The following is a 23866-nucleotide window of genomic DNA, read 5'->3' as shown; positions in this document are numbered from 1 at the left end:
GTCCATGCGGGCCGCTGCACCAGCGAGCCCGCTCTGGCGGATATTCAGCCCGCCATCGCCAATCGGTTGCGCCCCTCGCGCTTGGCCACATACAACGCACTGTCGGCCCGTCGCAACAGGCTATCGGCAGACTCGCCGGGCAATAGGGTTGAGCAGCCAAGGCTGACCGTCAGCTCGATCAAATGGCCGTCGGCGGCATAATCTTCAGTCTGCGCGGCAAGCCGCAGTCGCTCGCCGACCAGGGCTGCCGCTTCCCGGTTGGTGTTGGACAGCAGGATCAGGAACTCCTCGCCACCAAACCGGAAAACCATGTCCACGTTACGTAACTGGCTTTTGATCGACGCTGCGACGGCCTTGAGCACGTGATCGCCGGCGCTGTGTCCGTGGTTGTCGTTGATGTGTTTGAAGTGATCGATGTCCAGCATCAGCAGCGACAAGGGTTGCATATGCCGACGGGCCATCTCGATTTCCCGTTGCAGGGTCTGATCCATGGCGATGCGGTTGCCGGTGTCCGTGAGCGGATCGCGCAAGGCACTTTGGGTCGCGGCGCGGTAGAGCAGGGCATTGCGCATCGGATACATCAATGCGGACAGCAGCGACTCAAGGTGGCCCTGTTCCTGTTCACTGAAGCGCTGATTGCGGCGGAATACCAGTTCACCCAGGTGCTCGCCTTCATGGCTGAGGCTGTAGCTGATCGAGTGATGGCCGCGCAGGCCGAACTCCAGGCGCAAGTCGCTGGCCTTGTGCTGATAGATCAAGGTGTCGAGCGGTACAAGTCGCTGAATTTCACGAAAGAAAAGCCCGAGAATGCGTTGCGGCTCAAGACTGGTTTGCAGCTGCAGGCTCAGCTTCTGGCGCAGTTGCGCAAGGCTGACAGGCCGCTCCCGCAGGGGAGACTGTTGACCAAGGCCCAGGCGTTGCAATTTGGCAACATCGAAGTCAATTGCGTTGGTCTGGGAAGGTGATTTCATGTGGCGTCCGCCCGTTTGCTTTCACACTGCGTGTCTGAGCAAATTTAGAGCGAAAGTCGTGCCATTCAGTTCCGTCAAATAAAATACGTTATAAATCAATAGTTTGGTGACTGTTTTAAAATTTATTCCGAATGCGGTGGCAGTTGTTTGACTTGCTATTGGTGTGTGGTTGCGGCGCACTTTGAGTGCCGCGACGGGAAGCCGTCGCAGCACAAAAGCAATGCGCGGGCGTTACTGAGCGTTGAGCGCCTGGCCGTTGACGCCGGTGCTCTCCGGACCCATCAGGTAGAGGTAGACCGGCATGATCTCCTCGGGCGTCGGATTGTTCAGCGGATTTTCACCTGGATAAGCCTGGGCGCGCATGCTGGTGCGCGTGGCGCCCGGGTTGATGCTGTTGGAGCGCACCGGTGCCACGGTGTCGACTTCGTCCGCCAGGGTTTGCATCAAGCCTTCGGTGGCGAACTTGGAGACGCCGTAAGCGCCCCAATACGCGCGACCCTTGCGACCGACGCTGCTGGAAGTGAACACCACCGAGGCGTCCTGGGACAGCTTGAGCAGCGGCAGCAGGGTGCTGGTGAGCATGAACATGGCGTTGACGTTGACATGCATGACGCGCATGAAGTTTTCGCCCGACAGCTGCTCGATCGGCGTACGCGGGCCAATGATCGACGCGTTGTGCAGCAAACCGTCGAGGTGGCCGAATTCGGTTTCGATCATCGCTGCCAGCTCATCGTATTGATGGGGCAGGGCGGTTTCCAGGTTGAACGGGATCACGGCCGGTTGTGGATGGCCAGCGGCTTCGATTTCGTCGTAGACCTGAGTCAGGTTGGCTTCGGTCTTGCCCAGCAACAGCACGGTGGCGCCGTGCGCGGCGAAGGTTTTCGCGGCGGCAGCGCCGATGCCACGGCCGGCGCCGGTGACCAGGATGACCCGGTCCTTGAGCAAATCTGGGCGGGCGGAATAATCAAACATAAAAAACCTCTACAAAAACAGAAAGCAGACCGCAACACGATCGTTCGCGAGCAAGTCCGTTTAGGCCGAAATGCGGTCCGTAGCAGCTGGCGAAGCCTGCGTTCGGCTGCGAAGCAGTCGTGAAACCAGGCGACGCGGTGTTTCAGTTTTATCCGTATGTTCAGTGTTTGCGACTGCTTCGTCCGAACGCGGCCCGAACCGAACGCAGCCTTCGGCAGCTGCTACAAGGAATGCATAGCTGCCAATATTACTGACTGGCTGGCAGAATCGATTTTCAGCAGCCACACAAAGCGCTATCCAGCACCTTGCGCAACTCCAGCGGATGATCGACCACCACATCCGCGCCCCAATGCCGCGGGTTATCGTCCGGATGAATGTAGCCATAGGTCACGGCGGCCGTTTTGGTGCCGGCATCGCGACCGGACTCGATATCGCGCAAGTCATCACCCACAAACAGCACGCAGGCCGGGTCCAGGTCGAGCATCTTGCACGCCAGGATCAACGGCTCGGGGTCCGGTTTGCTGTTCTTCACGTGGTCCGGGCAGATCAACAGCGCCGAGCGCTCGGCCAATCCAAGCTGCTGCATGATCGGCTCGGCAAACCGCAGTGGCTTGTTGGTGACCACGCCCCAGATCAGGTTGGCCTTCTCGATGTCGGCCAGCAGTTCGCCCATGCCGTCGAAGAGTTTGCTGTGAACCGCGCAACCGGCGAGGTAGCGCTCCAGGAACTCCAGGCGCAACACCTCGAAACCCGGTGATTCCGGGTCCATGGAGAAGGTCACGGCGACCATCGCCTTGGCGCCGCCGGAGATCTCGTCGCGAATGTGCTGGTCGTTCATCGGCGGCAGGCCGCGGTCGGCACGCATCGCCTGACAGATCGCAATGAAGTCCGGCGCGGTGTCGAGCAGGGTGCCGTCCATGTCGAAAAGAACTGCTCTGATACGCATCGGCTTACTCCTCGCGCAGGGTCTGGATCATGTAGTTGACGTCCACGTCGCAGGCCAGTTTGTAGTGCTTGGTCAGCGGGTTGTAGGTCAGGCCGATGATGTCCTTGACGGTCAGGCCGGCCATGCGGCTCCAGGCACCGAGCTCGGAAGGGCGGATGAATTTCTTGAAGTCGTGGGTGCCGCGCGGCAGCAGCTTCATGATGTATTCCGCGCCGACGATGGCGAACAAGTACGCCTTCGGGTTGCGATTGATGGTGGAGAAGAACACCTGGCCGCCGGGTTTCACCATGCGGAAACAGGCGCGGATCACCGAGGAGGGGTCCGGCACATGCTCGAGCATTTCGAGGCAGGTGACCACGTCGAACTGCTCGGGCATTTCTTCGGCCAGCGCTTCGGCGGTGATCTGCCGGTATTCGACACTCACGCCGGACTCCAGTTGATGCAGTTGCGCGACCGCCAGCGGCGCTTCGCCCATGTCGATGCCCATGACGGTAGCGCCGCGCTGGGCCATGGCTTCGCTGAGGATGCCACCGCCACAGCCGATGTCGAGGACTTTCTTGCCGGCCAGACTGACGCGTTCGTCAATCCAGTTGACCCGCAGCGGGTTGATGTCGTGCAGCGGTTTGAACTCGCTCTCGCGGTCCCACCAGCGATGGGCCAGGGCTTCGAATTTGGCGATTTCGGCGTAGTCGACGTTGCTCATGGTTAAGTCCTCTAAAACTTGAAAAATCCTGTTGCCCCGGTGGTAGGTCCGGGGTGCTTACGATTCGGTATGGCCGCTGATGCGCTGGCCCCAGGCCTTGGCGGTGGCGCACAGCTGTTTTTCATCCAGGCGAGTCAGGCGACGGTCGTCGAGCAGTTGCTTGCCGGCGACCCAAAGGTGTTTCACGCAGTCGCGGCCGGTGGCATATATAAGCTGCGAAACCGGGTCGTAGACCGGTTGCTGCGCCAGGCCGGAGAGGTCGAACGCGACGATGTCTGCCGCTTTGCCGACTTCCAGCGAACCGACGTCAGCCTCGATCCCAAGCGCACGCGCGCCGTTGAGCGTGGCCATGCGCAGGGCGCGATGGGCGTCCAGCGCGGTGGCCGAACCGGCGACGGCTTTGGCCAGCAACGCGGCGGTGCGGGTTTCGCCGAGCAGGTCCAGGTCATTGTTGCTGGCCGCGCCATCGGTGCCGACCGCCACATTGACGCCAGCCTGCCACAAGCGCTCCACCGGACAGAACCCGCTGGCCAGCTTCAGGTTCGACTCCGGGCAATGAATCACATTGGAATTACTTTCTACCAGCAACACCAGGTCTTCATCGCTGATCTGAGTCATGTGAACCGCCTGAAAGCGCGGCCCCAGCAAACCCAGGCGCCCGAGGCGGGCCAATGGGCGTTCACCGCGCTGCTCGACGGACTGCTGCACTTCATAAGCCGTTTCATGCACGTGCATATGGATCGAGGCGTCCAGTTCTTCGGCGATCACGCGGATTTTCTCCAGGGTCTCGTCGCCCACGGTGTAGGGGGCGTGAGGGCCGAAGGTCACTTTGATGCGCTCGTGGTGCTTGAGATCGCCGAACAATTCGACGCCCTGACGAATGGCTTCGTCCGCTGTACTGGCACCCGGGATCGGGAAGTCGAGGATCGGTATCGCGATTTGTGCGCGAATGCCGCTGTTATGGACGCGCTCGCTGGCAACCTTCGGGAAGAAATACAGGTCAGAGAAGCAGGTGATGCCACCTTTGATCTGCTCGGCGATCGCCAGGTCAGTGCCGTCACGTACAAACGCTTCATCGACCCACTTGGCTTCGGCCGGCCAGATGTGGTTCTCCAGCCAGGTCATCAGCGGCAAATCATCGGCCAGGCCACGGAACAGCGTCATCGCCGCATGCCCGTGGGCATTGATCAAGCCAGGGCAAAGCAACATGTCCGGCAATTCGCGGACTTCGGTTGCGTTAAGCTTCAGCGCTGCGGCGCGCGGGCCGATAAAGACAATGCGCCCGTCACGGATGCCGAGGGCGTGCTCTTTGAGGACAACGCCAGCGGGTTCGACCGGTACCAGCCAGGTCGGCAGTAATAACAGGTCGAGCGCAGCGGCAGAGTTCGGCATCGAGAGTCGGTTCCAGAGCTTTTGTAAAGGATGGCGAAGTATACCCGAGCGTCTTCGCAGGGGGATCGCTATAATCGACGGCTTTTGTTCATGAGTGCGGGGTGAGGGATGCGCGATCGACTGTTGGCTGCGGAGAAGGTGAAGGCCATCGATTGGCGTGATGGCGCCCTGTACCTGCTGGATCAGCGTATTTTGCCGTTTGAGGAAACGTGGATCGCCTACACCAGCGCCGCTGGCGTGGCCGAGGCCATTCGTTCGATGGTGGTGCGCGGCGCGCCGGCGATTGGCATCAGTGCCGCCTATGGTGTTGTGCTGGCGGCTCGGGCGCGGTTTACCCAGGGCGGCGACTGGCAGGCGGCGCTGGAAGAGGATTTCGCGCTGCTCGCCGACTCCCGTCCGACCGCGGTCAATTTGTTCTGGGCGCTGGGCCGCATGCGCGACCGACTTGAGCGTCTGAAGCATCACGCCGAGCCGCTGGCGGTGCTGGAGGCGGAGGCTATTGCCATTCATGAGAGTGATCGCGAAGCCAACCTGACCATGGCGCAACTGGGTGTGGACCTGATCCGCAAGCATCAGGGCAACGCCCAGGCGATCCTGACGCATTGCAACACCGGCGCACTGGCCACCGGCGGCTTTGGCACGGCACTTGGCGTCATTCGTGGGGCGTTCATCGAGGGCATGGTCGAGCGCGTTTACGCCGACGAAACCCGTCCCTGGCTGCAAGGTTCGCGGTTGACCGCATGGGAATTGGCCAACGAAGGCATTCCCGTGACCGTCAATGCCGACTCCGCCGCTGCGCACATCATGAAGACCAAAGGCATTACCTGGGTGATCGTCGGCGCTGACCGGATCACCGCCAATGGCGACGTGGCCAACAAGATCGGCACCTATCAGCTGGCGGTGAACGCCATGCACCACGGCGTGCGCTTCATGGTGGTGGCGCCGAGTTCGACCATCGACATGAACCTGGCCAGCGGTGATGACATCCCGATTGAAGAGCGCGACGGTCGCGAGTTGCTGGAAGTCGGCGGCACGCGGGTCGGCGCCGACGTCGATGCGTTCAACCCGGTGTTCGACGTGACGCCGGCTGACTTGATCGATGTGATCGTCACCGAAAAAGGCATCGTCGAGCGCCCGGACACCGCGAAAATGGCGCAGTTGATGTGCCGCAAGCGCCTGCATTGATGATCTGTTTTGCCTGATAAATCGCCTTCGCGGGCAAGCCTCGCTTCTACAGGATTGCGCGATCTGTAGGAGCGAGGCTTGCCCGCGAAGAACGATGACTCGGTCTACCGCTCCTGATACCCCATATTTTGCTTGCGAATCTGGTGTTGTGAAGGCTCTAAGCCTCTCTCGTCCCCTATCAGCCTGCCACCAGTCAACTAACTACACTCCATGCGCATCAGGGGGATAGGTGCGTGGCGGCTCTTGTGATAACATTCGGCGGTTTCCAAGGTAGCCCGATGTGGCTGCCTTTACTGCGCAGATCCATGGCAAAACTCGTTGATTTGTCGTAAGTCGGTGCATGGCACTCAGCCTGCAGCGGCGAGCTTCGTTCGTCCCATATGGATGTGACGAGGTTTCACCAGAAAAAGGAATCAGGCTTCTCATGGGCGAACTGGCCAAAGAAATCCTCCCGGTCAATATCGAAGACGAGCTGAAGCAGTCCTACCTCGACTACGCGATGAGCGTAATTGTCGGGCGGGCACTGCCGGATGCGCGCGATGGCTTGAAGCCCGTGCACCGGCGTGTGCTGTTCGCGATGAGCGAGCTGGGCAACGACTTCAACAAGCCGTACAAGAAATCTGCCCGTGTTGTCGGTGACGTGATCGGTAAGTATCACCCTCACGGTGATACCGCGGTGTACGACACCATCGTTCGGATGGCGCAGCCATTCTCGCTACGCTACCTGCTGGTAGACGGTCAAGGCAACTTCGGTTCCGTGGACGGCGACAACGCCGCCGCCATGCGATACACCGAAGTGCGCATGACCAAGCTGGCGCACGAACTGCTGGCTGACCTGCACAAAGAAACCGTGGACTGGGTGCCGAACTACGACGGCACCGAAATGATCCCGGCGGTCATGCCGACCCGTATTCCCAACCTGTTGGTCAACGGCTCCAGCGGTATCGCCGTGGGCATGGCGACCAACATTCCGCCGCACAACCTCGGTGAAGTCATCGACGGTTGCCTGGCACTCATCGACAACCCCGAGTTGACCATCGATGAGCTGATGCAATACATCCCTGGTCCGGACTTCCCGACCGCCGCGATCATCAACGGTCGCGCCGGCATCATCGAAGCCTACCGCACCGGGCGTGGCCGCATTTACATGCGCGCCCGCTCGATGATCGAAGACATCGACAAGGTCGGTGGCCGTCAGCAGATCGTCATCACCGAACTCCCTTACCAGCTGAACAAAGCCCGTCTGATCGAGAAGATCGCCGAGCTGGTAAAAGAGAAGAAGCTCGAAGGCATCACCGAACTGCGCGACGAGTCCGACAAGGACGGTATGCGCGTTGTGATCGAGCTGCGTCGCGGCGAAGTGCCTGAGGTGATCCTCAATAACCTCTACGCCCAGACCCAGCTGCAAGCGGTGTTCGGTATCAACATCGTCGCGCTGATCGACGGCCGTCCACGCATCCTGAACCTCAAGGACCTGCTGGAAGCCTTCGTTCGTCACCGTCGCGAAGTCGTTACCCGTCGTACCGTGTTCGAACTGCGTAAAGCCCGCGAACGGGGTCACATTCTGGAAGGTCAAGCGGTTGCCCTGTCGAACATCGACCCGGTCATCGCCCTGATCAAGGCATCGCCGACCCCGTCGGAAGCCAAGGAAGCGCTGATCAAGACGGCGTGGGAATCTTCCGCCGTGGTCGCGATGGTTGAGCGTGCCGGCGCCGATTCGTGCCGTCCAGAGACCCTGGACCCGCAATACGGTCTGCGCGAAGGCAAGTACTTCCTGTCGCCGGAACAGGCGCAAGCCATTCTGGAACTGCGTCTGCACCGTCTGACCGGTCTGGAACACGAGAAGCTGCTGGCCGAGTATCAAGAGATCCTCAACCAGATCGGCGAACTGATCCGCATCCTCAGCAGCGCCACGCGCCTGATGGAAGTGATCCGCGAAGAGCTGGAAGTGATCCGCGCCGAATACGGCGATGTGCGTCGCACCGAGATCCTCGATGCCCGTCTCGACCTGACCCTGGGTGACATGATCCCGGAAGAAGAGCGCGTCGTGACCATTTCCCACGGTGGCTACGCCAAGACCCAGCCATTGGCTGCGTACCAGGCTCAGCGTCGTGGCGGTAAAGGCAAATCGGCGACCGGCGTCAAGGATGAGGACTACATCGCTCACCTGCTGGTCGCCAACAGCCACACCACGCTGCTGCTGTTCTCCAGCAAAGGCAAAGTGTACTGGCTGAAAACCTACGAAATCCCGGAAGCGTCCCGCGCTGCCCGTGGTCGTCCGTTGGTCAACCTGCTGCCGCTGGGCGAGGGTGAATACATCACCACCATGCTGCCGGTCGATGAGTACACCGAAGGTCACTTCATCTTCATGGCCACCGCCAACGGCACCGTGAAGAAGACCCCGCTGGAATCCTTCAGCCGTCAACGCAGCGTCGGTCTGATCGCGCTGGAGCTGGATGAAGGTGACGTACTGATTTCTGCCGCCATTACCGATGGCGAGCGCGAAGTCATGCTGTTCTCCGATGGCGGCAAGGTCACTCGCTTCAAGGAAACCGACGTTCGCGCCATGGGCCGTACCGCTCGCGGTGTCCGCGGCATGCGTCTGCCGGAAGGCCAGAAGCTGATTTCCATGCTGATCCCGGAAGAAGGCAGCCAGATCCTCACCGCTTCGGCGCGTGGTTACGGCAAGCGCACGGCGATCACCGAGTTCCCTGAGTACAAACGTGGCGGTCAGGGCGTTATCGCCATGGTCAGCAACGACCGTAACGGCCGACTGGTCGGTGCAGTCCAGGTGCTCGACGGTGAGGAAATCATGCTGATTTCCGACCAGGGTACCTTGGTGCGTACGCGTGTTGACGAAGTCTCCAGCCTGGGTCGTAACACCCAGGGCGTGACCCTGATCAAACTGGCCAGCGATGAAAAACTGGTAGGTCTGGAACGGGTTCAGGAACCGTCGGAAGTCGAAGGTGAAGAGCTGGAAGGTGAAGAGGAAGAGGGTGCAGTGTTCGACGGTGACGTCGTGATCGACGACGTTGCCGAAGACCAGCAACTCGACGCCGCCGCCGACGAAGAACCGCAGGAATAAGCGGACAAGCAGGGGGCGGATGAAAATTCGCCCCCTTGTTGTTTGTCCTCCAGAAACTGTGGAATTGTTTGATCGTTCCCACGCTCTGCGTGGGAACGATCAACAGATCAAATAGATTTATTGCGTGATACCACCAAATCAGAGCGAGATTGGATGTGAGCAAGAGAGCCTATAACTTCTGTGCCGGTCCTGCGGCGCTTCCTGAAGCTGTCCTGAAGCGCGCTCAGGGTGAACTCCTTGATTGGCACGGCAAAGGCCTGTCGGTCATGGAAATGAGCCATCGCAGTGATGAGTTCGTGTCCATCGCCACCAAGGCCGAGCAGGATCTGCGTGATCTGCTGAATATCCCCTCGAACTATAAAGTGCTGTTTCTGCAAGGTGGCGCCAGCCAGCAATTTGCTCAGATCCCTCTGAACCTGTTGCCGGAAAGCGGCACCGCCGACTATATCGACACCGGTATCTGGTCGCAGAAAGCCATCGAAGAAGCCTCGCGTTACGGCCACGTCAACGTTGCCGCGACTGCCAAGCCTTACGACTATTTCGCTATTCCCGGCCAGAACGAATGGAACCTGTCCAAAGACGCGGCCTACGTTCACTACGCGCCGAACGAAACCATTGGCGGCCTGGAGTTCCAGTGGATCCCGGAAACCGGTGATGTCCCTCTGGTCGCCGACATGTCCTCGGACATTCTTTCGCGTCCGATGGATGTCTCGCGCTTCGGCATGATCTACGCCGGTGCCCAGAAAAATATCGGCCCGAGCGGCATCGTCGTGAACATCATTCGCGAAGACCTGCTGGGTCACGCCCGTTCCCTGTGCCCGACCATGCTCAACTACAAGGTCGCGGCCGATAACGGCTCGATGTACAACACCCCGCCAACCCTGGCCTGGTACCTCTCGGGTCTGGTATTCGAGTGGATGAAGGAGCAGGGTGGTGTTGAAGCCATCGGCAAGCTCAACGACGTTAAACAGCGCACGCTGTACGCCTTCATCGACGCCAGCGGTTTGTACAGCAACCCGATCAACAAGTCGGATCGCTCGTGGATGAACGTGCCGTTCCGCCTGGCGGACGACCGTCTCGACAAGCCATTCCTGGCCGGTGCCGAAGAACGTGGCCTGTTGAACCTCAAGGGTCACCGTTCCGTGGGCGGCATGCGTGCCTCCATCTATAACGCCGTCGACATCGTTGCGGTCAACGCACTGATTTCGTACATGGCAGAGTTCGAGAAGGAACACGGTTAATGTCTGAGCAAGAACTCAAGGCACTGCGCATTCGCATTGATGCTCTGGACACCAAGGTCATGGAGCTGATCAGTGAGCGCGCTCGCTGCGCCCAGGAAGTTGCGCGAGTAAAGATGGCCTCGCTGGCCGAAGGCGAAGTGCCGGTGTTCTATCGTCCTGAGCGCGAAGCTCAGGTGCTCAAACGCGTGATGGAGCGTAACCAGGGGCCGCTGGGCAACGAAGAGATGGCGCGTTTGTTCCGCGAAATCATGTCCTCGTGCCTGGCCCTCGAGCAGCCGCTGAAAGTGGCGTACCTCGGCCCTGAAGGCACCTTCACCCAAGCGGCGGCCATGAAGCACTTCGGCCACGCGGTGATCAGCAAGCCGATGGCGGCCATCGACGAAGTGTTCCGCGAAGTGGCGGCCGGGGCGGTGAACTTTGGCGTGGTCCCGGTGGAGAACTCCACCGAAGGCGCGGTCAACCACACCCTCGACAGCTTCCTCGAGCACGACATGGTGATCTGTGGCGAGGTCGAGCTGCGGATTCACCACCACCTGTTGGTCGGTGAAAACACCAAGACCGACAGCATCAGCCGCATCTATTCCCACGCCCAGTCGCTGGCCCAGTGCCGCAAATGGCTGGACGCCCATTACCCGAATGTCGAGCGCGTGGCGGTGTCCAGCAACGCCGAAGCGGCCAAGCGGGTCAAGGGTGAGTGGAACTCGGCGGCGATTGCCGGCGACATGGCGGCAGGCTTGTACGGGCTGACCCGTCTGGCCGAGAAAATCGAGGATCGCCCGGACAACTCCACGCGATTCCTGATGATCGGCAGCCAGGAAGTGCCACCGACCGGCGACGACAAGACCTCGATCATCGTCTCCATGAGCAACAAGCCCGGCGCACTTCACGAGTTGCTGGTGCCGTTCCACGACAACGGCATCGACCTGACGCGCATCGAGACGCGTCCGTCGCGCAGTGGTAAATGGACCTACGTGTTCTTCATCGACTTCGTCGGCCACCACCGCGATCCGCTGATAAAAGGTGTGCTGGAAAAGATCAGTCAGGAAGCAGTGGCACTCAAAGTGCTGGGTTCCTACCCGAAAGCAGTTCTCTAAGGGCGGTAGCAAATGAGTGGTGACTTCCTCGCTCTGGCACAGCCGGGCGTGCAACAACTTTCGCCTTACGTTCCGGGCAAGCCCGTGGACGAACTGGCGCGCGAACTGAACATTGATCCGGCCAGCATCGTCAAACTGGCCAGCAACGAAAACCCGTTGGGCGCCAGTCCCAAGGCTCTGGCGGCGATTCGCGAAGAATTGGCCGAGCTGACCCGTTATCCGGACGGCAACGGTTTTGCGCTCAAGACCCTGCTGGCCGATCAGTGCCGCGTCGAGCTCAATCAGGTGACATTGGGCAACGGTTCCAACGACCTTCTGGAACTGGTCGCGCGTGCCTATCTGGCGCCGGGTTTGAATGCCGTGTTCAGCGAGCACGCGTTTGCGGTCTATCCGATTGTCACCCAAGCCGTTGGCGCCCAGGCAAAAGTGATCCCGGCCAAAGACTGGGGCCATGATCTGTCGGCCATGCTGGCCGCGATCGATGCCAATACCCGTGTGGTCTTCATCGCCAACCCGAACAACCCGACCGGGACCTGGTTCGACGCCGAGGCGCTGGACGAATTCCTGCAGGACGTACCGGAACACGTGCTGGTGGTGCTGGACGAGGCTTACATTGAATACGCCGAAGGCAGCGACTTGCCGGATGGCCTGGACTACCTGGCGGCCTATCCGAACCTGCTGGTTTCGCGCACGTTCTCCAAGGCCTACGGTCTGGCGGCGTTGCGGGTCGGTTATGGCTTGTCCACTGCGGTGGTTGCGGATGTGCTGAACCGTGTGCGTCAGCCGTTCAACGTTAACAGCCTGGCCCTGGCCGCTGCGTGCGCTGCGCTGCAAGACACCGAGTACCTGGCTGAAAGCCGCCGCCTGAACGAATCCGGCATGCAGCAACTGCAAGCGGGTTTTCGTGAGCTGGGGCTGAGCTGGATTCCGTCCAAGGGCAACTTCATCTGCGTCGATCTGGGGCAAGTGGCGGCTCCGGTCTTCCAAGGCTTGCTGCGCGAAGGCGTGATCGTGCGTCCGGTGGCCAACTATGGCATGCCGAACCACTTGCGCATCACCATCGGTCTGCCAGCAGAAAACAGCCGCTTCCTCGAAGCGCTGACCAAGGTTCTGGCTCGTGGTTGATGTCACTGCACTGCAATCTGCTGAACCTATGATCGGTCGCCTGGTGGTGGTCGGTCTGGGGCTGATCGGCGGTTCGTTTGCCAAGGGTTTGCGTGAAAGCGGTCTGTGCCGCGAAGTGATCGGGGTCGATCTCGACCCGCAGTCGCGCAAACTGGCGGTTGAGCTGGGTGTGGTGGATCGCTGCGAAGAAGACCTGGCCGTTGCTTGTCAGGGCGCCGATGTGATTCAACTCGCCGTGCCAATCCTTGCCATGGAAAAAATGCTCGGCCGCTTGGCCGCCATGGACCTGGGGCAAGCGATTCTGACCGACGTCGGCAGCGCCAAAGGCAACGTGGTGCGTGCGGCAACTGAGGCGTTTGGCGGCATGCCGTCGCGTTTCGTGCCGGGGCATCCGATTGCCGGCTCCGAGCAGAGCGGGGTGGAAGCCTCCAACGCCGAGCTGTTCCGTCGCCATAAAGTGATTCTGACGCCGCTGGATCAAACTGACCCGGCAGCCCTGGCAGTGGTCGACCGTTTGTGGCGCGAATTGGGCGCCGATGTCGAGCACATGCAGGTTGAGCGTCACGACGAAGTGTTGGCGGCGACCAGCCATTTGCCGCACTTGTTAGCGTTCGGTTTGGTCGATTCATTGGCCAAGCGCAATGAAAACCTTGAGATCTTCCGCTACGCTGCGGGCGGTTTCCGCGATTTCACAAGAATTGCGGGTAGCGACCCGGTCATGTGGCACGACATCTTCCTCGCCAATCGCGAAGCTGTCCTGCGCACACTCGATACATTTCGCAGCGACCTCGACGCCTTGCGCGACGCGGTCGATGCAGGGGATGGGCACCAATTGTTGGGCGTGTTCACTCGCGCCCGGGTTGCCCGCGAACATTTCAGTAAAATCCTGGCCCGCCGGGCTTATGTGGACGCTATGAACTCCAACGACCTGATTTTCCTGGCACAACCTGGTGGCCGCCTGACTGGGCGGATTCGCGTACCGGGCGATAAATCGATTTCCCACCGTTCGATCATGCTCGGCTCCCTGGCTGAAGGCGTCACCGAAGTGGAAGGTTTCCTCGAGGGCGAAGACGCCCTGGCAACCTTGCAAGCCTTCCGTGACATGGGCGTCGTGATCGAAGGTCCGCACCACGGTCGCGTGACCATTCACGGCGTCGGCCTGCAGGGCTTGAAGCCTGCGCCGGGCCCGATCTATCTGGGCAACTCCGGCACGTCGATGCGTCTGCTGTCTGGCCTGTTGGCTGCGCAGAACTTCGACAGCACGCTCACGGGTGATGCTTCGCTGTCCAAGCGTCCGATGAATCGCGTGGCCAACCCGCTGCGTGAAATGGGCGCCGTGATCGAGACCGCGGCTGAAGGTCGTCCACCGATGACTATTCGTGGCGGCAATAAGCTCAAAGGCCTGACTTACACCATGCCGATGGCCAGTGCCCAGGTTAAGTCCTGCCTGCTGCTGGCGGGTTTGTACGCCGAAGGCAAGACCACCGTCACCGAGCCGGCGCCAACCCGCGATCACACCGAGCGCATGCTGCGTGGCTTCGGCTATCCGGTCAGCGTCAACGGTGCGACCGCTTCGGTCGAGTCCGGCCATAAACTGACCGCGACCCACATTGAAGTGCCGGGCGACATCTCGTCGTCGGCGTTCTTCCTGGTGGCCGCATCGATCGCCGAAGGTTCGGAGCTGGTGCTCGAGCACGTCGGCATCAACCCGACCCGTACCGGCGTGATCGACATTCTGCGTCTGATGGGCGCCGATATCACCCTGGAAAACCAGCGTGAAGTCGGCGGCGAACCGGTTGCGGACCTGCGCGTACGTGCAGCTAAACTCAAGGGTATCGAGATTCCCGAAGCGCTGGTTCCGCTGGCCATCGACGAATTTCCGGTGCTGTTCGTGGCCGCCGCCTGTGCCGAAGGGCGCACCATCCTGCGTGGCGCCGAAGAGCTGCGGGTCAAGGAGTCGGACCGGATTCAGGTCATGGCGGATGGCTTGCTGGCGCTGGGCGTCAAATGCGAACCGACCCCGGACGGCATCATTATCGACGGCGGCCAGATCGGCGGTGGCGAAGTGCACGGCCACGGCGATCACCGGATTGCGATGGCCTTCAGCGTTGCTTCGTTGCGCGCCACTGCACCGATCCGCATCCATGATTGCGCCAACGTCGCGACGTCGTTCCCGAACTTCCTCGCGCTGTGCGCGCAGGTCGGTATCCGTGTTGCACAAGAGGCTCAGTCGTGATTATCAAGCCACCGGTCATCACCATCGACGGGCCTAGCGGTTCGGGCAAGGGCACTATTGCCGGGATTCTGGCCAAGCGTCTGGGCTGGTGCCTGCTGGATTCCGGTGCGCTGTACCGTCTGCTGGCATTCGCCGCGCGTAACCACGGCGTCGATCTGACCAATGAAGAGTCGCTGAAGCTGCTGGCCGCTCATCTGGACGTGCAGTTCGTCGGCGCGACCGAAGGTCATCCGCAACGAATCATTCTCGAAGGTGACGATGTCACTGATGATTTGCGCAATGAACAAGTCGGTGCATGGGCCTCGCAAGTGGCCGCGTTGCCGGCGGTGCGCGACGCGCTGCTGCAGCGCCAGCGGGCGTTTCAGGAGGCTCCGGGTCTGGTGGCCGATGGCCGCGACATGGGCACGGTGGTTTTCCCCGATGCGCCGCTGAAGATATTCCTGACCGCCAGTGCCGAGGAGCGTGCGCGCCGTCGATACTTGCAGTTGAAGGGCAAAGTCGATGGTGTTAGTCTGTCGAGTCTGCTAGATGAGATACGTGCACGCGATGAGCGTGACACCCAGCGAGCGGTAGCCCCGCTCAAGCCGGCGGCTGACGCCATACAGCTGGATTCCACGGAATTATCCATCGATCAGGTGCTGGAACGCATCATGAGCGAGATCGCACTCCGCGATATCGCCGGGTGACCAAGAGACTCTGCAGGGGACCAGTCATAGTCCTGCGCTGTTTCTTTAAATGAACGTAACCCACGTCGTCTGGGATGTGGAGATGGGCGTATTCTTCGCCCTTATCATCAGGAATTAAAATGAGCGAAAGCTTTGCGGAACTCTTTGAAGAAAGCCTAAAAACCCTGAACCTTCAGGCAGGCTCCATCATCACCGGTGTTATCGTTGATATCGATTACCAAGCTCGCTGGGTAACCGTTCACGCTGGCCTGAAGTCTGAAGCACTCATCCCGCTTGAGCAGTTCTACAACGATGCTGGCGAACTGACTATCAACGTCGGTGACGAAGTTCACGTTGCTCTGGACTCGGTTGAAGACGGCTTTGGCGAAACCAAGCTGTCCCGTGAAAAAGCCAAGCGCGCTGAATGCTGGATTGTTCTGGAAGCAGCCTTCGCAGCCGAAGAAGTGGTCAAGGGCGTTATCAACGGTAAGGTTAAAGGCGGCTTCACTGTCGACGTTAACGGCATCCGTGCGTTCCTGCCAGGTTCTCTGGTTGACGTTCGTCCAGTGCGCGACACCACGCACCTGGAAGGCAAAGAGCTGGAATTCAAGGTCATCAAGCTTGACCAGAAACGCAACAACGTTGTCGTTTCCCGTCGTAGCGTCCTCGAAGCCGAGAACTCCGCTGAGCGTGAAGCTCTGCTGGAATCCCTGCAGGAAGGCCAACAAGTCAAAGGTATCGTCAAGAACCTCACCGATTACGGCGCATTCGTCGATCTGGGTGGCGTCGATGGCCTGCTGCACATTACCGACATGGCTTGGAAGCGTATCAAGCATCCTTCCGAAATCGTCAACGTTGGCGACGAGATCGATGTCAAGGTTCTGAAGTACGATCGCGAACGCAATCGTGTTTCCCTGGGCCTCAAGCAACTGGGCGAAGATCCATGGGTTGCTATCAAAGCCCGTTACCCAGAAAGCACTCGCGTTACCGCTCGTGTAACCAACCTGACCGACTACGGCTGCTTCGCTGAGCTGGAAGAAGGCGTTGAAGGCCTGGTACACGTTTCCGAAATGGACTGGACCAACAAGAACATCCACCCTTCGAAAGTCGTACAAGTCGGCGACGAAGTGGAAGTTATGGTTCTGGACATCGACGAAGAGCGTCGTCGTATCTCCCTCGGCATCAAGCAGTGCAAATCTAACCCATGGGAAGATTTCTCTGGCCAGTTCAACAAGGGCGATAAAATCTCCGGCACCATCAAGTCGATCACCGATTTCGGTATCTTCATTGGTCTGGACGGCGGCATCGACGGTCTGGTTCACCTGTCCGACATCTCCTGGAACGAAGTGGGCGAAGAAGCCGTTCGCCGCTTCAAGAAGGGCGACGAGCTGGACACCGTTATCCTGTCGGTTGACCCAGAGCGCGAGCGTATCTCCCTGGGTATCAAGCAACTGGAAAGCGATCCGTTCTCCGAGTACGTTCAAGAGAACGACAAAGGCGCAATCGTTAAAGGCATCGTGAAAGAAGTTGACGCTAAAGGCGCCATCATCACTCTGGCCGACGATATCGAAGCGACTCTGAAAGCCTCCGAAATCAGCCGTGACCGCGTTGAAGACGCGCGCAACGTTCTGAAAGAAGGCGAAGAAGTAGAAGCCAAGATCATCAGCGTTGACCGCAAGAGCCGTGTAATCCAGCTCTCCATCAAGTCGAAAGACGTTGAAGAAGAGAAAGAAGCCATCCAAAGCCTGCGCGACAAGCCAGCTTCGGATACCGCTGCTCCTGGTCCTACCACTCTGGGCGACCTGTTGCGTGCACAAATGGAAAAACAGAACTAAGTTCTGTCAGACCATAGAAAAAGGGCGACTTCGGTCGCCCTTTTTTGCGCCTGCGATTTAGTGGCGCCTACGCACCTTGTAGCAGCTGGCGAAGCCTGCGTCCGGCTGCGTAGCAGTCGTCAATCCTGCCACCTCGGTTTACCTGGATTACCGCGTTGGCTGATTTACGACTGCTACGCAGCCGGACGCAGGCTTCGCCAGCTGCTACAAAATCGCATGCCACTTATGCGGGCTACAGGCAGGCCATGAAACCAACGCGCTCGACTTGCTGTCTCTTTCTTTAACAGGATCAATCGTTTATTTACAGCTAGTCTTTAGCCTGAAGCGAACGACAGTCGGGCGGCGTGCCCGGCCTAAGGAAGCGAATGAACAAGCTCATTGTCGTAATAGCAGTACTGACACTGGCGGGCTGTACCACTAATGCCAAGACACACTCGGTGCGTGGGGTCAGTGGCATCGAGATCGATTGCTCAGGATTGGGATCGGGATGGGAGAAGTGTCGCAAGCGAGCGAACAAGGAGTGCAAGGCGGCGGGCTACAAAGTTGTAGCCAGGTCCGATGATGCCAAAGACGAGGATGAGTACCCCTTTGGCTTCAACCCCGCGGGCTATCTGACGCGCACCATGCTGGTTATCTGTAGATGAGTGCGAGAGTGCACGATCAGTGTTCTGCGGCTCTGGAAGCGGGCATCTCATTGCGGGTGAAGAATGTCAAAAACTCGGGCTGTTCAAATTGATCCGGGCGTGCTAAAACCTTTGAAGCGCTGATCTAGCTGCTTGAAAAAGAAGGGAAAAATATGACGAAGTCGGAGTTGATCGAACGAATTGTCACCCATCAAGGGCTGCTCTCATCCAAGGATGTGGAGCTGGCCATCAAGACCATGCTCGAACAAATGTCCCAATGCCTGGCCACCGGTGATCGCATCGAGATCCGTGGGTTTGGCAGCTTCTCTTTGCACTATCGCGCACCGCGCGTAGGTCGCAATCCAAAAACCGGTCAGTCCGTCAGCCTCGACGGCAAATTCGTGCCGCATTTCAAGCCAGGCAAGGAACTGCGTGATCGGGTGAACGAAGACGAGGAGGAAGGGCTTTGACGGCCGCCGCCATTCAAGGAGCCGCTCATGCGTAACCTCAAGCGTGTATTGCTCGCTGTATTCGTTCTGTTGCTGGTTTTGGCGATCCTCGCGTTCGTTCTCGAGAATCAACAATCGGTTTCCCTGTTGTTCCTGGGTTGGGCGGGGCCGCAACTTCCGGTATCGCTGATCATGGTTGTTGCGCTGCTGATCGGGATGGTGATTGGGCCGATTCTGGGCTGGTTTCTGGGACGTACGTCCAGAGTCTCACGCAAGCGCCTTGTTTGATTGCGACAAAGGCGTGGTGTGCGTCGAATTTGCACCTATGCTCGTCCGTATCCATTAGTAAAACCGTCATTAAGCTGTAAAATGCTGCGCTTATCCGATAGTGGCATATTCCCACATCGGTTTCGAATGATCTGTCAGAGGTCTTAGCTGACTTGATGGCTTTTGCATTCATGGACTAGACAGTGCTCGGTGGGCGGCCCTGTCAGTAACTCAAGGGTATGGTTTCGCGTGAAAATTCTAGTAACCGGCGGTGCCGGGTTTATCGGCTCGGCAGTCATCCGTCATATCATCTCCAACACTGCCGATTCTGTCGTTAACGTCGATAAGCTTACTTACGCCGGTAACCTTGAGTCATTGGCCAAAGTTAGCCAGAACTCGCGTTACGTGTTCGAGCGCGTCGACATTTGCGACCGCGATCAAATCGACCGCGTCCTGCGTGAACACCAACCGGATGCGATCATGCACCTGGCCGCAGAGTCTCACGTCGACCGCTCGATCTCCGGCCCGTCTGAATTCATCCAGACCAACATCATCGGCACTTACACCCTGCTGGAAGCTGCGCGCCACTATTGGGCGGCGCTGGATGATGTGCGCAAAGCCAACTTCCGCTTCCACCATATTTCGACTGACGAAGTTTACGGAGACCTCGAAGGTCCGGAAGACCTCTTCACCGAAACCACGCCGTACCAGCCAAGCTCGCCATACTCGGCCAGCAAGGCCAGTTCCGATCACCTTGTTCGCGCCTGGCGCCGTACTTACGGCTTGCCAACTCTGGTCACCAACTGCTCGAACAACTACGGTCCATGCCACTTCCCCGAGAAGTTGATCCCGCTGATCATTCTCAATGCACTGGAAGGCAAACCGCTGCCGGTTTACGGCAAAGGCAATCAGGTCCGTGACTGGCTGTACGTCGAAGACCACGCCCGCGCACTGTACAAGGTGGTGACCGAAGGCGTAATCGGCGAGACGTACAACATCGGTGGTCATAACGAAAAGCAAAACATCGAAGTGGTGCATACCCTGTGCGCGCTGCTCGACGAACTGCGTCCCGATTCTGCTCACCGTCCCCATGCCAGCTTGATCACCTATGTTCAGGATCGCCCGGGTCACGACCAGCGTTATGCAATCGACGCCAGCAAAATTCAGCGTGAGCTGGGTTGGACGCCGGAAGAAACCTTTGAAACCGGTATTCGCAAGACTGTCGAGTGGTACCTCGACAACACTGAATGGGTGGCTCACGTGAAGAGCGGCAGCTACCAGCAGTGGATCGACCAGAACTACGGAGATCGCTCGAGCAAGTCATGAAAATCCTCCTGCTGGGAAAAAACGGCCAAGTGGGCTGGGAGCTGCAACGCTCCCTCGCGCCGCTTGGTGAGTTGATCGCCCTGGATCGTCACGCGGTCGATGGTTTGTTCGGTGACCTGTCTGACCTCGACGGATTGCGTGCGACGATTCGCCAGGTCAAACCCGACGTCATCGTTAATGCTGCGGCGTACACTGCCGTCGATAAAGCCGAGTCCGAGACCGAGCTGGCCGACCGTGTGAACGGACAAGCATGCCAGGTCATGGCTGAGGAGACTGCGTCCTTGGGCGCCTGGCTGATTCATTACTCGACCGACTATGTCTTCAGTGGCCAGGGTTCGACACCATGGCAGGAGACAGATGCTGTCGCACCCGTGAATCACTACGGCATCAGCAAAGTGGCTGGCGAGCAGGCGATAATCGCGTCTGGCTGCAAACATCTGATCTTCCGGACCAGTTGGGGTTATGGCACTCGTGGCAACAACTTCGCTAAGACCATGTTGCGTCTGGCCAAGGAACAAGAAACCTTGAGCGTAATCTCCGACCAGGTCGGAGCTCCAACAGGTGCTGACCTGATTGCCGACGTGACTGCGTTGGCCATTCAGCAAGTCATGCAGCGCCCCGAATTGGCAGGCCTGTATCACTTGGCGGCCAGTGGCGAAGTGTCCTGGCACGGCTATGCTAGCCATGTGATCGACTTCGCCCAAGCCAACGGCGAGCAGCTTGCCGTAACGGCGATCAATCCGATTGAAACGATCGCTTATCCAACACCGGCGCGCCGCCCTCTGAATTCGCGTTTAAATACTCAGAAGCTACGTGACAATTTTTCTCTACACTTGCCGGATTGGCAAAGTGGCGTAACCCGAATGCTTAGGGAAGTTCTGAATAAATGAGCACGACCAATCGTAAAGGCATCATCCTCGCCGGCGGCTCGGGTACGCGCCTGCATCCGTTAACCCTCGGCGTGTCCAAACAGATGCTGCCGATCTACGACAAACCGATGATCTTCTATCCACTGTCGGTGCTGATGCTGGCGGGAATGCGAGAAATCCTGATCATCTCCACCCCTGAAGACTTGCCATGTTTCCGCAAGTTGCTGGGTGACGGCAGCCTGTACGGTATCAAACTGACCTACGCCGAACAGCCTAGCCCGGACGGCCTGGCGCAAGCCTTCATTATCGGCGAAGAGTTCATTGGCAAAGATCCTTGCTGTCTGATTCTGGGTGATAACATTTTCTATGGTCAGTACTTCACGGACCACCTGCGTTCCGCCAACAATCAAGTTCACGGTGCGACCGTATTCGGCTATCACGTGTCTGATCCGGAACGTTTCGGTGTTGTGGAATTCGACGCAACCGGTCGGGTGCTGAGCATCGAAGAGAAACCGCTGAAACCCAAGTCCAACTATGCGGTAACCGGTTTGTACTTCTACGACAACCAGGTTGTCGAGATCGCCAAGAGCATCAAGCCATCCGAGCGCGGCGAGCTTGAAATCACCGACGTGAACCGTGCTTACCTTGAGCAGGACACCCTGAAAGTCGAAATGCTTCGTCGCGGCTTCGCTTGGCTGGATACCGGAACTCACGACTCGCTGCTTGAGGCTAGCCACTTCGTGCATACCATCGAGAAGCGCCAAGGTTTGAAGGTGGCTTGCCTGGAGGAGATTGCCTACAACAGCGGGTGGATCTCTGCATCCGAGCTGTCAGCGCAAGCTAAGCGCCTTGGAAAGACTGGTTATGGTCACTACCTGGAGAAACTCCTGGAGACGCATGATCGCTGAGATTTGATCGGTGCTGGAGGTTGATGTAATTTTGACGGCGTGCACTTGTTTGTTTTCAAATGATTTTTTATCTCCGGTCGGCGCATGAGTTATTAATTCGCGGTACTACCTTGTAGAATGACCGACAGAACTATCTGATCCCGTTCAGCATTGCATCTCAATCTCAATCTCAATCTCAATCTCAATTGCTTCGCTTTTCCTTTCCAGGGAAGACTTCATTGTTGAGATTGCCTCCATAAAAGGGGGGGCGGAATTCCGATAGTGGTAGGACAGGTCAATCAGGGAGGCGCAGCAGGATAACCCGATAGGTTTGGATCGAAGTCGAGCTGTAACCCTTGCAATCGCTTCGAGCAAAGAATTTGCATCGATTACGATGCAGGAATGACCGGAAACATAACTGACCCCACTTTCTGGACGTATCTGCCAGAAGGGGATTAAGGATTTAGAGCATGGAACTGATTCCCGTAATTTTGTCTGGCGGAGTGGGCAGCCGGTTGTGGCCTGTTTCTCGTGAAGCCCATCCAAAGCCGTTTATGGAGCTGCCAGATGGCCAGAATCTAATCCAGAAAACCTTCCTTCGTGCTTCGCGCCTGGAAGGTGTGGTGGAAGTTCTAACGGTGACCAACCGGGAACTCCTGTTCAAGACCGAAGACGAGTACGGCGCAGTCAATACAGCCAAGCACGCTCAAAGCTTCATTCTGGAGCCTTTCGGTCGTAACACCGCTGCGGCCGTAGCTGCCGCCGCGCTTCAGCTGGAATCCACACATGGCCCCGACGCCCAAATGCTGGTACTGGCGGCTGACCATCTGATAAAAGACGAAGAAGCCTTTGCCGTGGCCGTGGCCAACGCGATGGCGCTGGCGTCCGAAGGCTGGTTGGTCACCTTCGGTATTCAGCCAACCTACCCTGAAACCGGGTTCGGTTATATCGAAGCGCAAAAGGAAGCCCCTCTCAAGGGCGGTTTGAAAGTTGCGCGTTTCGTAGAGAAGCCAAACCTTGAAACTGCTCAGGGTTACGTCACTGCCGGTAACTACTACTGGAACTCCGGCATGTTTTGCTTCCGAGTCGGTACGGTCTTGGAAGAGCTCCGCCACCACGCCCCGGACGTCGTTGAAGCCGTTGCCAAAACCATCGAAAAGTCCCGCGTTACCTCGTCCAATAACTACCGTTGCCTGGCGCTGGACAGCGACGCCTTTGCCCAAGTGCCGGATATATCCATCGACTATGCATTGATGGAGCGTTCTAAAAAGGTCGCGACCATCCCGTGTGACATCGGTTGGAGCGATATCGGTTCATGGAACGCAGTGAGCGAGCTGACCGAGCCTGACGAGAACGGCAACCGGTTTGAAGGCGAAGTGCTGTCCCATGGTTCACGCAACAACTATGTGAATAGCGAAGATCGCCTGACTGCATTGGTCGGCGTGGAAGACTTGCTGGTGATCGATACCCCTGACGCCGTCATGATTGCCCATAAAGATCACGCACAAGACGTGAAGCATATCGTCAGCCAGTTGAAGGCCTGCAGCCACACGGTCCACCTGCTTCATCGCACGGTGCATCGCCCGTGGGGCACTTATACGACGCTGGAAAATGGCGAGCGCTTCAAGATCAAGCGCATCGTCGTCAGGCCTAAGGCTTCGCTGTCTCTGCAGATGCACCATCACAGAAGTGAGCACTGGATTGTCGTCAGCGGGATGGCGGTGGTGATCAATGATCAGCAAGAACTGATGTTGAATACCAATGAGTCGACGTTTATCCGTGCCGGTCACCAGCATCGTTTGATGAACCCGGGCGTTATCGATCTGGTACTCATTGAAGTACAGAGCGGTGATTACCTCGGCGAGGACGATATCGTTCGTTTCGAAGACAATTACGGTCGCGTTGACAAGTAACCGCGTTGTGACAGTCATAAGCCTGGTCGGTGATTTTTTCAACCAATCAGGCTTATTTGCTTTTAGCCTGGTCTAACGCGTT

Annotated in this window: 20 protein-coding genes; 15 read left to right on the top strand and 5 right to left on the bottom strand. The window is 58.4% G+C overall.

Features of this window, described 5'->3' with window-relative positions:
• Positions 1–44: 44 nt before the first annotated feature.
• The 5 genes from ACYZT3_RS19775 to ACYZT3_RS19755 form a co-directional block, all read right to left on the bottom strand.
• The gene (locus ACYZT3_RS19775) at positions 45–971 is read right to left on the bottom strand and encodes a GGDEF domain-containing protein (protein WP_282377598.1); all 927 of its coding nucleotides are present in this window, start codon (positions 969–971) and stop codon (positions 45–47) included.
• A gap of 231 nt (positions 972–1202) precedes the next feature.
• Positions 1203–1943, bottom strand: coding sequence for a YciK family oxidoreductase (locus tag ACYZT3_RS19770; RefSeq protein WP_462030537.1), 741 nt, complete (start codon positions 1941–1943; stop codon positions 1203–1205).
• A 274-nt stretch (positions 1944–2217) separates the two neighbouring features.
• Positions 2218–2889, bottom strand: a complete 672-nt coding sequence (mupP, locus tag ACYZT3_RS19765) for an N-acetylmuramic acid 6-phosphate phosphatase MupP (RefSeq protein WP_462030536.1) — start codon at positions 2887–2889, stop codon at positions 2218–2220.
• Between the two features lie 4 nt (positions 2890–2893).
• Complete coding sequence (ubiG, locus tag ACYZT3_RS19760) at positions 2894–3592, bottom strand: bifunctional 2-polyprenyl-6-hydroxyphenol methylase/3-demethylubiquinol 3-O-methyltransferase UbiG (RefSeq protein WP_282377601.1); 699 nt, start codon at positions 3590–3592, stop codon at positions 2894–2896.
• Between the two features lie 57 nt (positions 3593–3649).
• On the bottom strand, positions 3650–4984 hold the full coding sequence (locus tag ACYZT3_RS19755; protein ID WP_462030535.1) for a TRZ/ATZ family hydrolase: 1335 nt from the start codon (positions 4982–4984) through the stop codon (positions 3650–3652).
• 108 nt (positions 4985–5092) lie between these two features.
• On the opposite strand from ACYZT3_RS19755, the gene mtnA reads away from it, so the two are divergent.
• The 15 genes from mtnA to ACYZT3_RS19680 all read left to right on the top strand — a co-directional run bounded on the left by mtnA (position 5093) and on the right by ACYZT3_RS19680 (position 23784).
• Complete coding sequence (gene mtnA, locus ACYZT3_RS19750) at positions 5093–6169, top strand: S-methyl-5-thioribose-1-phosphate isomerase (RefSeq protein WP_462030534.1); 1077 nt, start codon at positions 5093–5095, stop codon at positions 6167–6169.
• A 424-nt stretch (positions 6170–6593) separates the two neighbouring features.
• Positions 6594–9254: a DNA gyrase subunit A gene (gene gyrA / locus ACYZT3_RS19745; protein WP_462030533.1), complete on the top strand. Its 2661-nt coding sequence runs from the start codon at positions 6594–6596 to the stop codon at positions 9252–9254.
• A gap of 155 nt (positions 9255–9409) precedes the next feature.
• Complete coding sequence (gene serC / locus ACYZT3_RS19740; RefSeq protein WP_282377605.1) at positions 9410–10495, top strand: 3-phosphoserine/phosphohydroxythreonine transaminase; 1086 nt, start codon at positions 9410–9412, stop codon at positions 10493–10495.
• Positions 10495–11589, top strand: a complete 1095-nt coding sequence (gene pheA / locus ACYZT3_RS19735) for a prephenate dehydratase (protein ID WP_282377606.1) — start codon at positions 10495–10497, stop codon at positions 11587–11589. The genes serC and pheA overlap by 1 nt, the downstream gene beginning before the upstream one ends.
• A 12-nt stretch (positions 11590–11601) precedes the next feature.
• Positions 11602–12714 (top strand): histidinol-phosphate transaminase, encoded by a 1113-nt coding sequence (gene hisC, locus ACYZT3_RS19730; protein ID WP_462030532.1) that lies wholly within the window; start codon positions 11602–11604, stop codon positions 12712–12714.
• A gap of 28 nt (positions 12715–12742) precedes the next feature.
• Positions 12743–14950 carry a bifunctional prephenate dehydrogenase/3-phosphoshikimate 1-carboxyvinyltransferase gene (locus ACYZT3_RS19725; RefSeq protein ID WP_462032403.1) on the top strand — a complete coding sequence of 736 codons (2208 nt, stop codon included), beginning with the start codon at positions 12743–12745 and terminating at the stop codon, positions 14948–14950.
• Positions 14947–15636 (top strand): (d)CMP kinase, encoded by a 690-nt coding sequence (gene cmk, locus ACYZT3_RS19720; RefSeq protein ID WP_462030531.1) that lies wholly within the window; start codon positions 14947–14949, stop codon positions 15634–15636. Before ACYZT3_RS19725 ends, cmk begins: the two co-directional genes overlap by 4 nt.
• Before the next feature lie 119 nt (positions 15637–15755).
• Positions 15756–17450 carry a 30S ribosomal protein S1 gene (gene rpsA / locus ACYZT3_RS19715; RefSeq protein ID WP_140681797.1) on the top strand — a complete coding sequence of 565 codons (1695 nt, stop codon included), beginning with the start codon at positions 15756–15758 and terminating at the stop codon, positions 17448–17450.
• A 365-nt stretch (positions 17451–17815) separates the two neighbouring features.
• Positions 17816–18094, top strand: a complete 279-nt coding sequence (locus ACYZT3_RS19710) for a hypothetical protein (protein WP_462030530.1) — start codon at positions 17816–17818, stop codon at positions 18092–18094.
• A gap of 152 nt (positions 18095–18246) precedes the next feature.
• Positions 18247–18543 (top strand): integration host factor subunit beta, encoded by a 297-nt coding sequence (gene ihfB / locus ACYZT3_RS19705; protein WP_003369729.1) that lies wholly within the window; start codon positions 18247–18249, stop codon positions 18541–18543.
• Positions 18544–18570: 27 nt separating this feature from the next.
• Positions 18571–18810 carry a LapA family protein gene (locus ACYZT3_RS19700; protein WP_462030529.1) on the top strand — a complete coding sequence of 80 codons (240 nt, stop codon included), beginning with the start codon at positions 18571–18573 and terminating at the stop codon, positions 18808–18810.
• Positions 18811–19038: 228 nt separating this feature from the next.
• Positions 19039–20115, top strand: a complete 1077-nt coding sequence (rfbB, locus tag ACYZT3_RS19695) for a dTDP-glucose 4,6-dehydratase (RefSeq protein ID WP_462030528.1) — start codon at positions 19039–19041, stop codon at positions 20113–20115.
• The gene (gene rfbD, locus ACYZT3_RS19690) at positions 20112–21005 is read left to right on the top strand and encodes a dTDP-4-dehydrorhamnose reductase (RefSeq protein WP_282382616.1); all 894 of its coding nucleotides are present in this window, start codon (positions 20112–20114) and stop codon (positions 21003–21005) included. Before rfbB ends, rfbD begins: the two co-directional genes overlap by 4 nt.
• The gene (gene rfbA / locus ACYZT3_RS19685; RefSeq protein WP_462030527.1) at positions 21002–21892 is read left to right on the top strand and encodes a glucose-1-phosphate thymidylyltransferase RfbA; all 891 of its coding nucleotides are present in this window, start codon (positions 21002–21004) and stop codon (positions 21890–21892) included. Before rfbD ends, rfbA begins: the two co-directional genes overlap by 4 nt.
• Positions 21893–22341: 449 nt before the next feature.
• Positions 22342–23784 (top strand): mannose-1-phosphate guanylyltransferase/mannose-6-phosphate isomerase, encoded by a 1443-nt coding sequence (locus ACYZT3_RS19680; protein WP_462030526.1) that lies wholly within the window; start codon positions 22342–22344, stop codon positions 23782–23784.
• Positions 23785–23866 lie beyond the last annotated feature (82 nt).

The organism is Pseudomonas sp. MDT1-16, from assembly GCF_054898115.1.
Note: the sequence above shows the minus strand (reverse complement) of the source record. Positions and strands in the feature narration are given on the sequence as shown.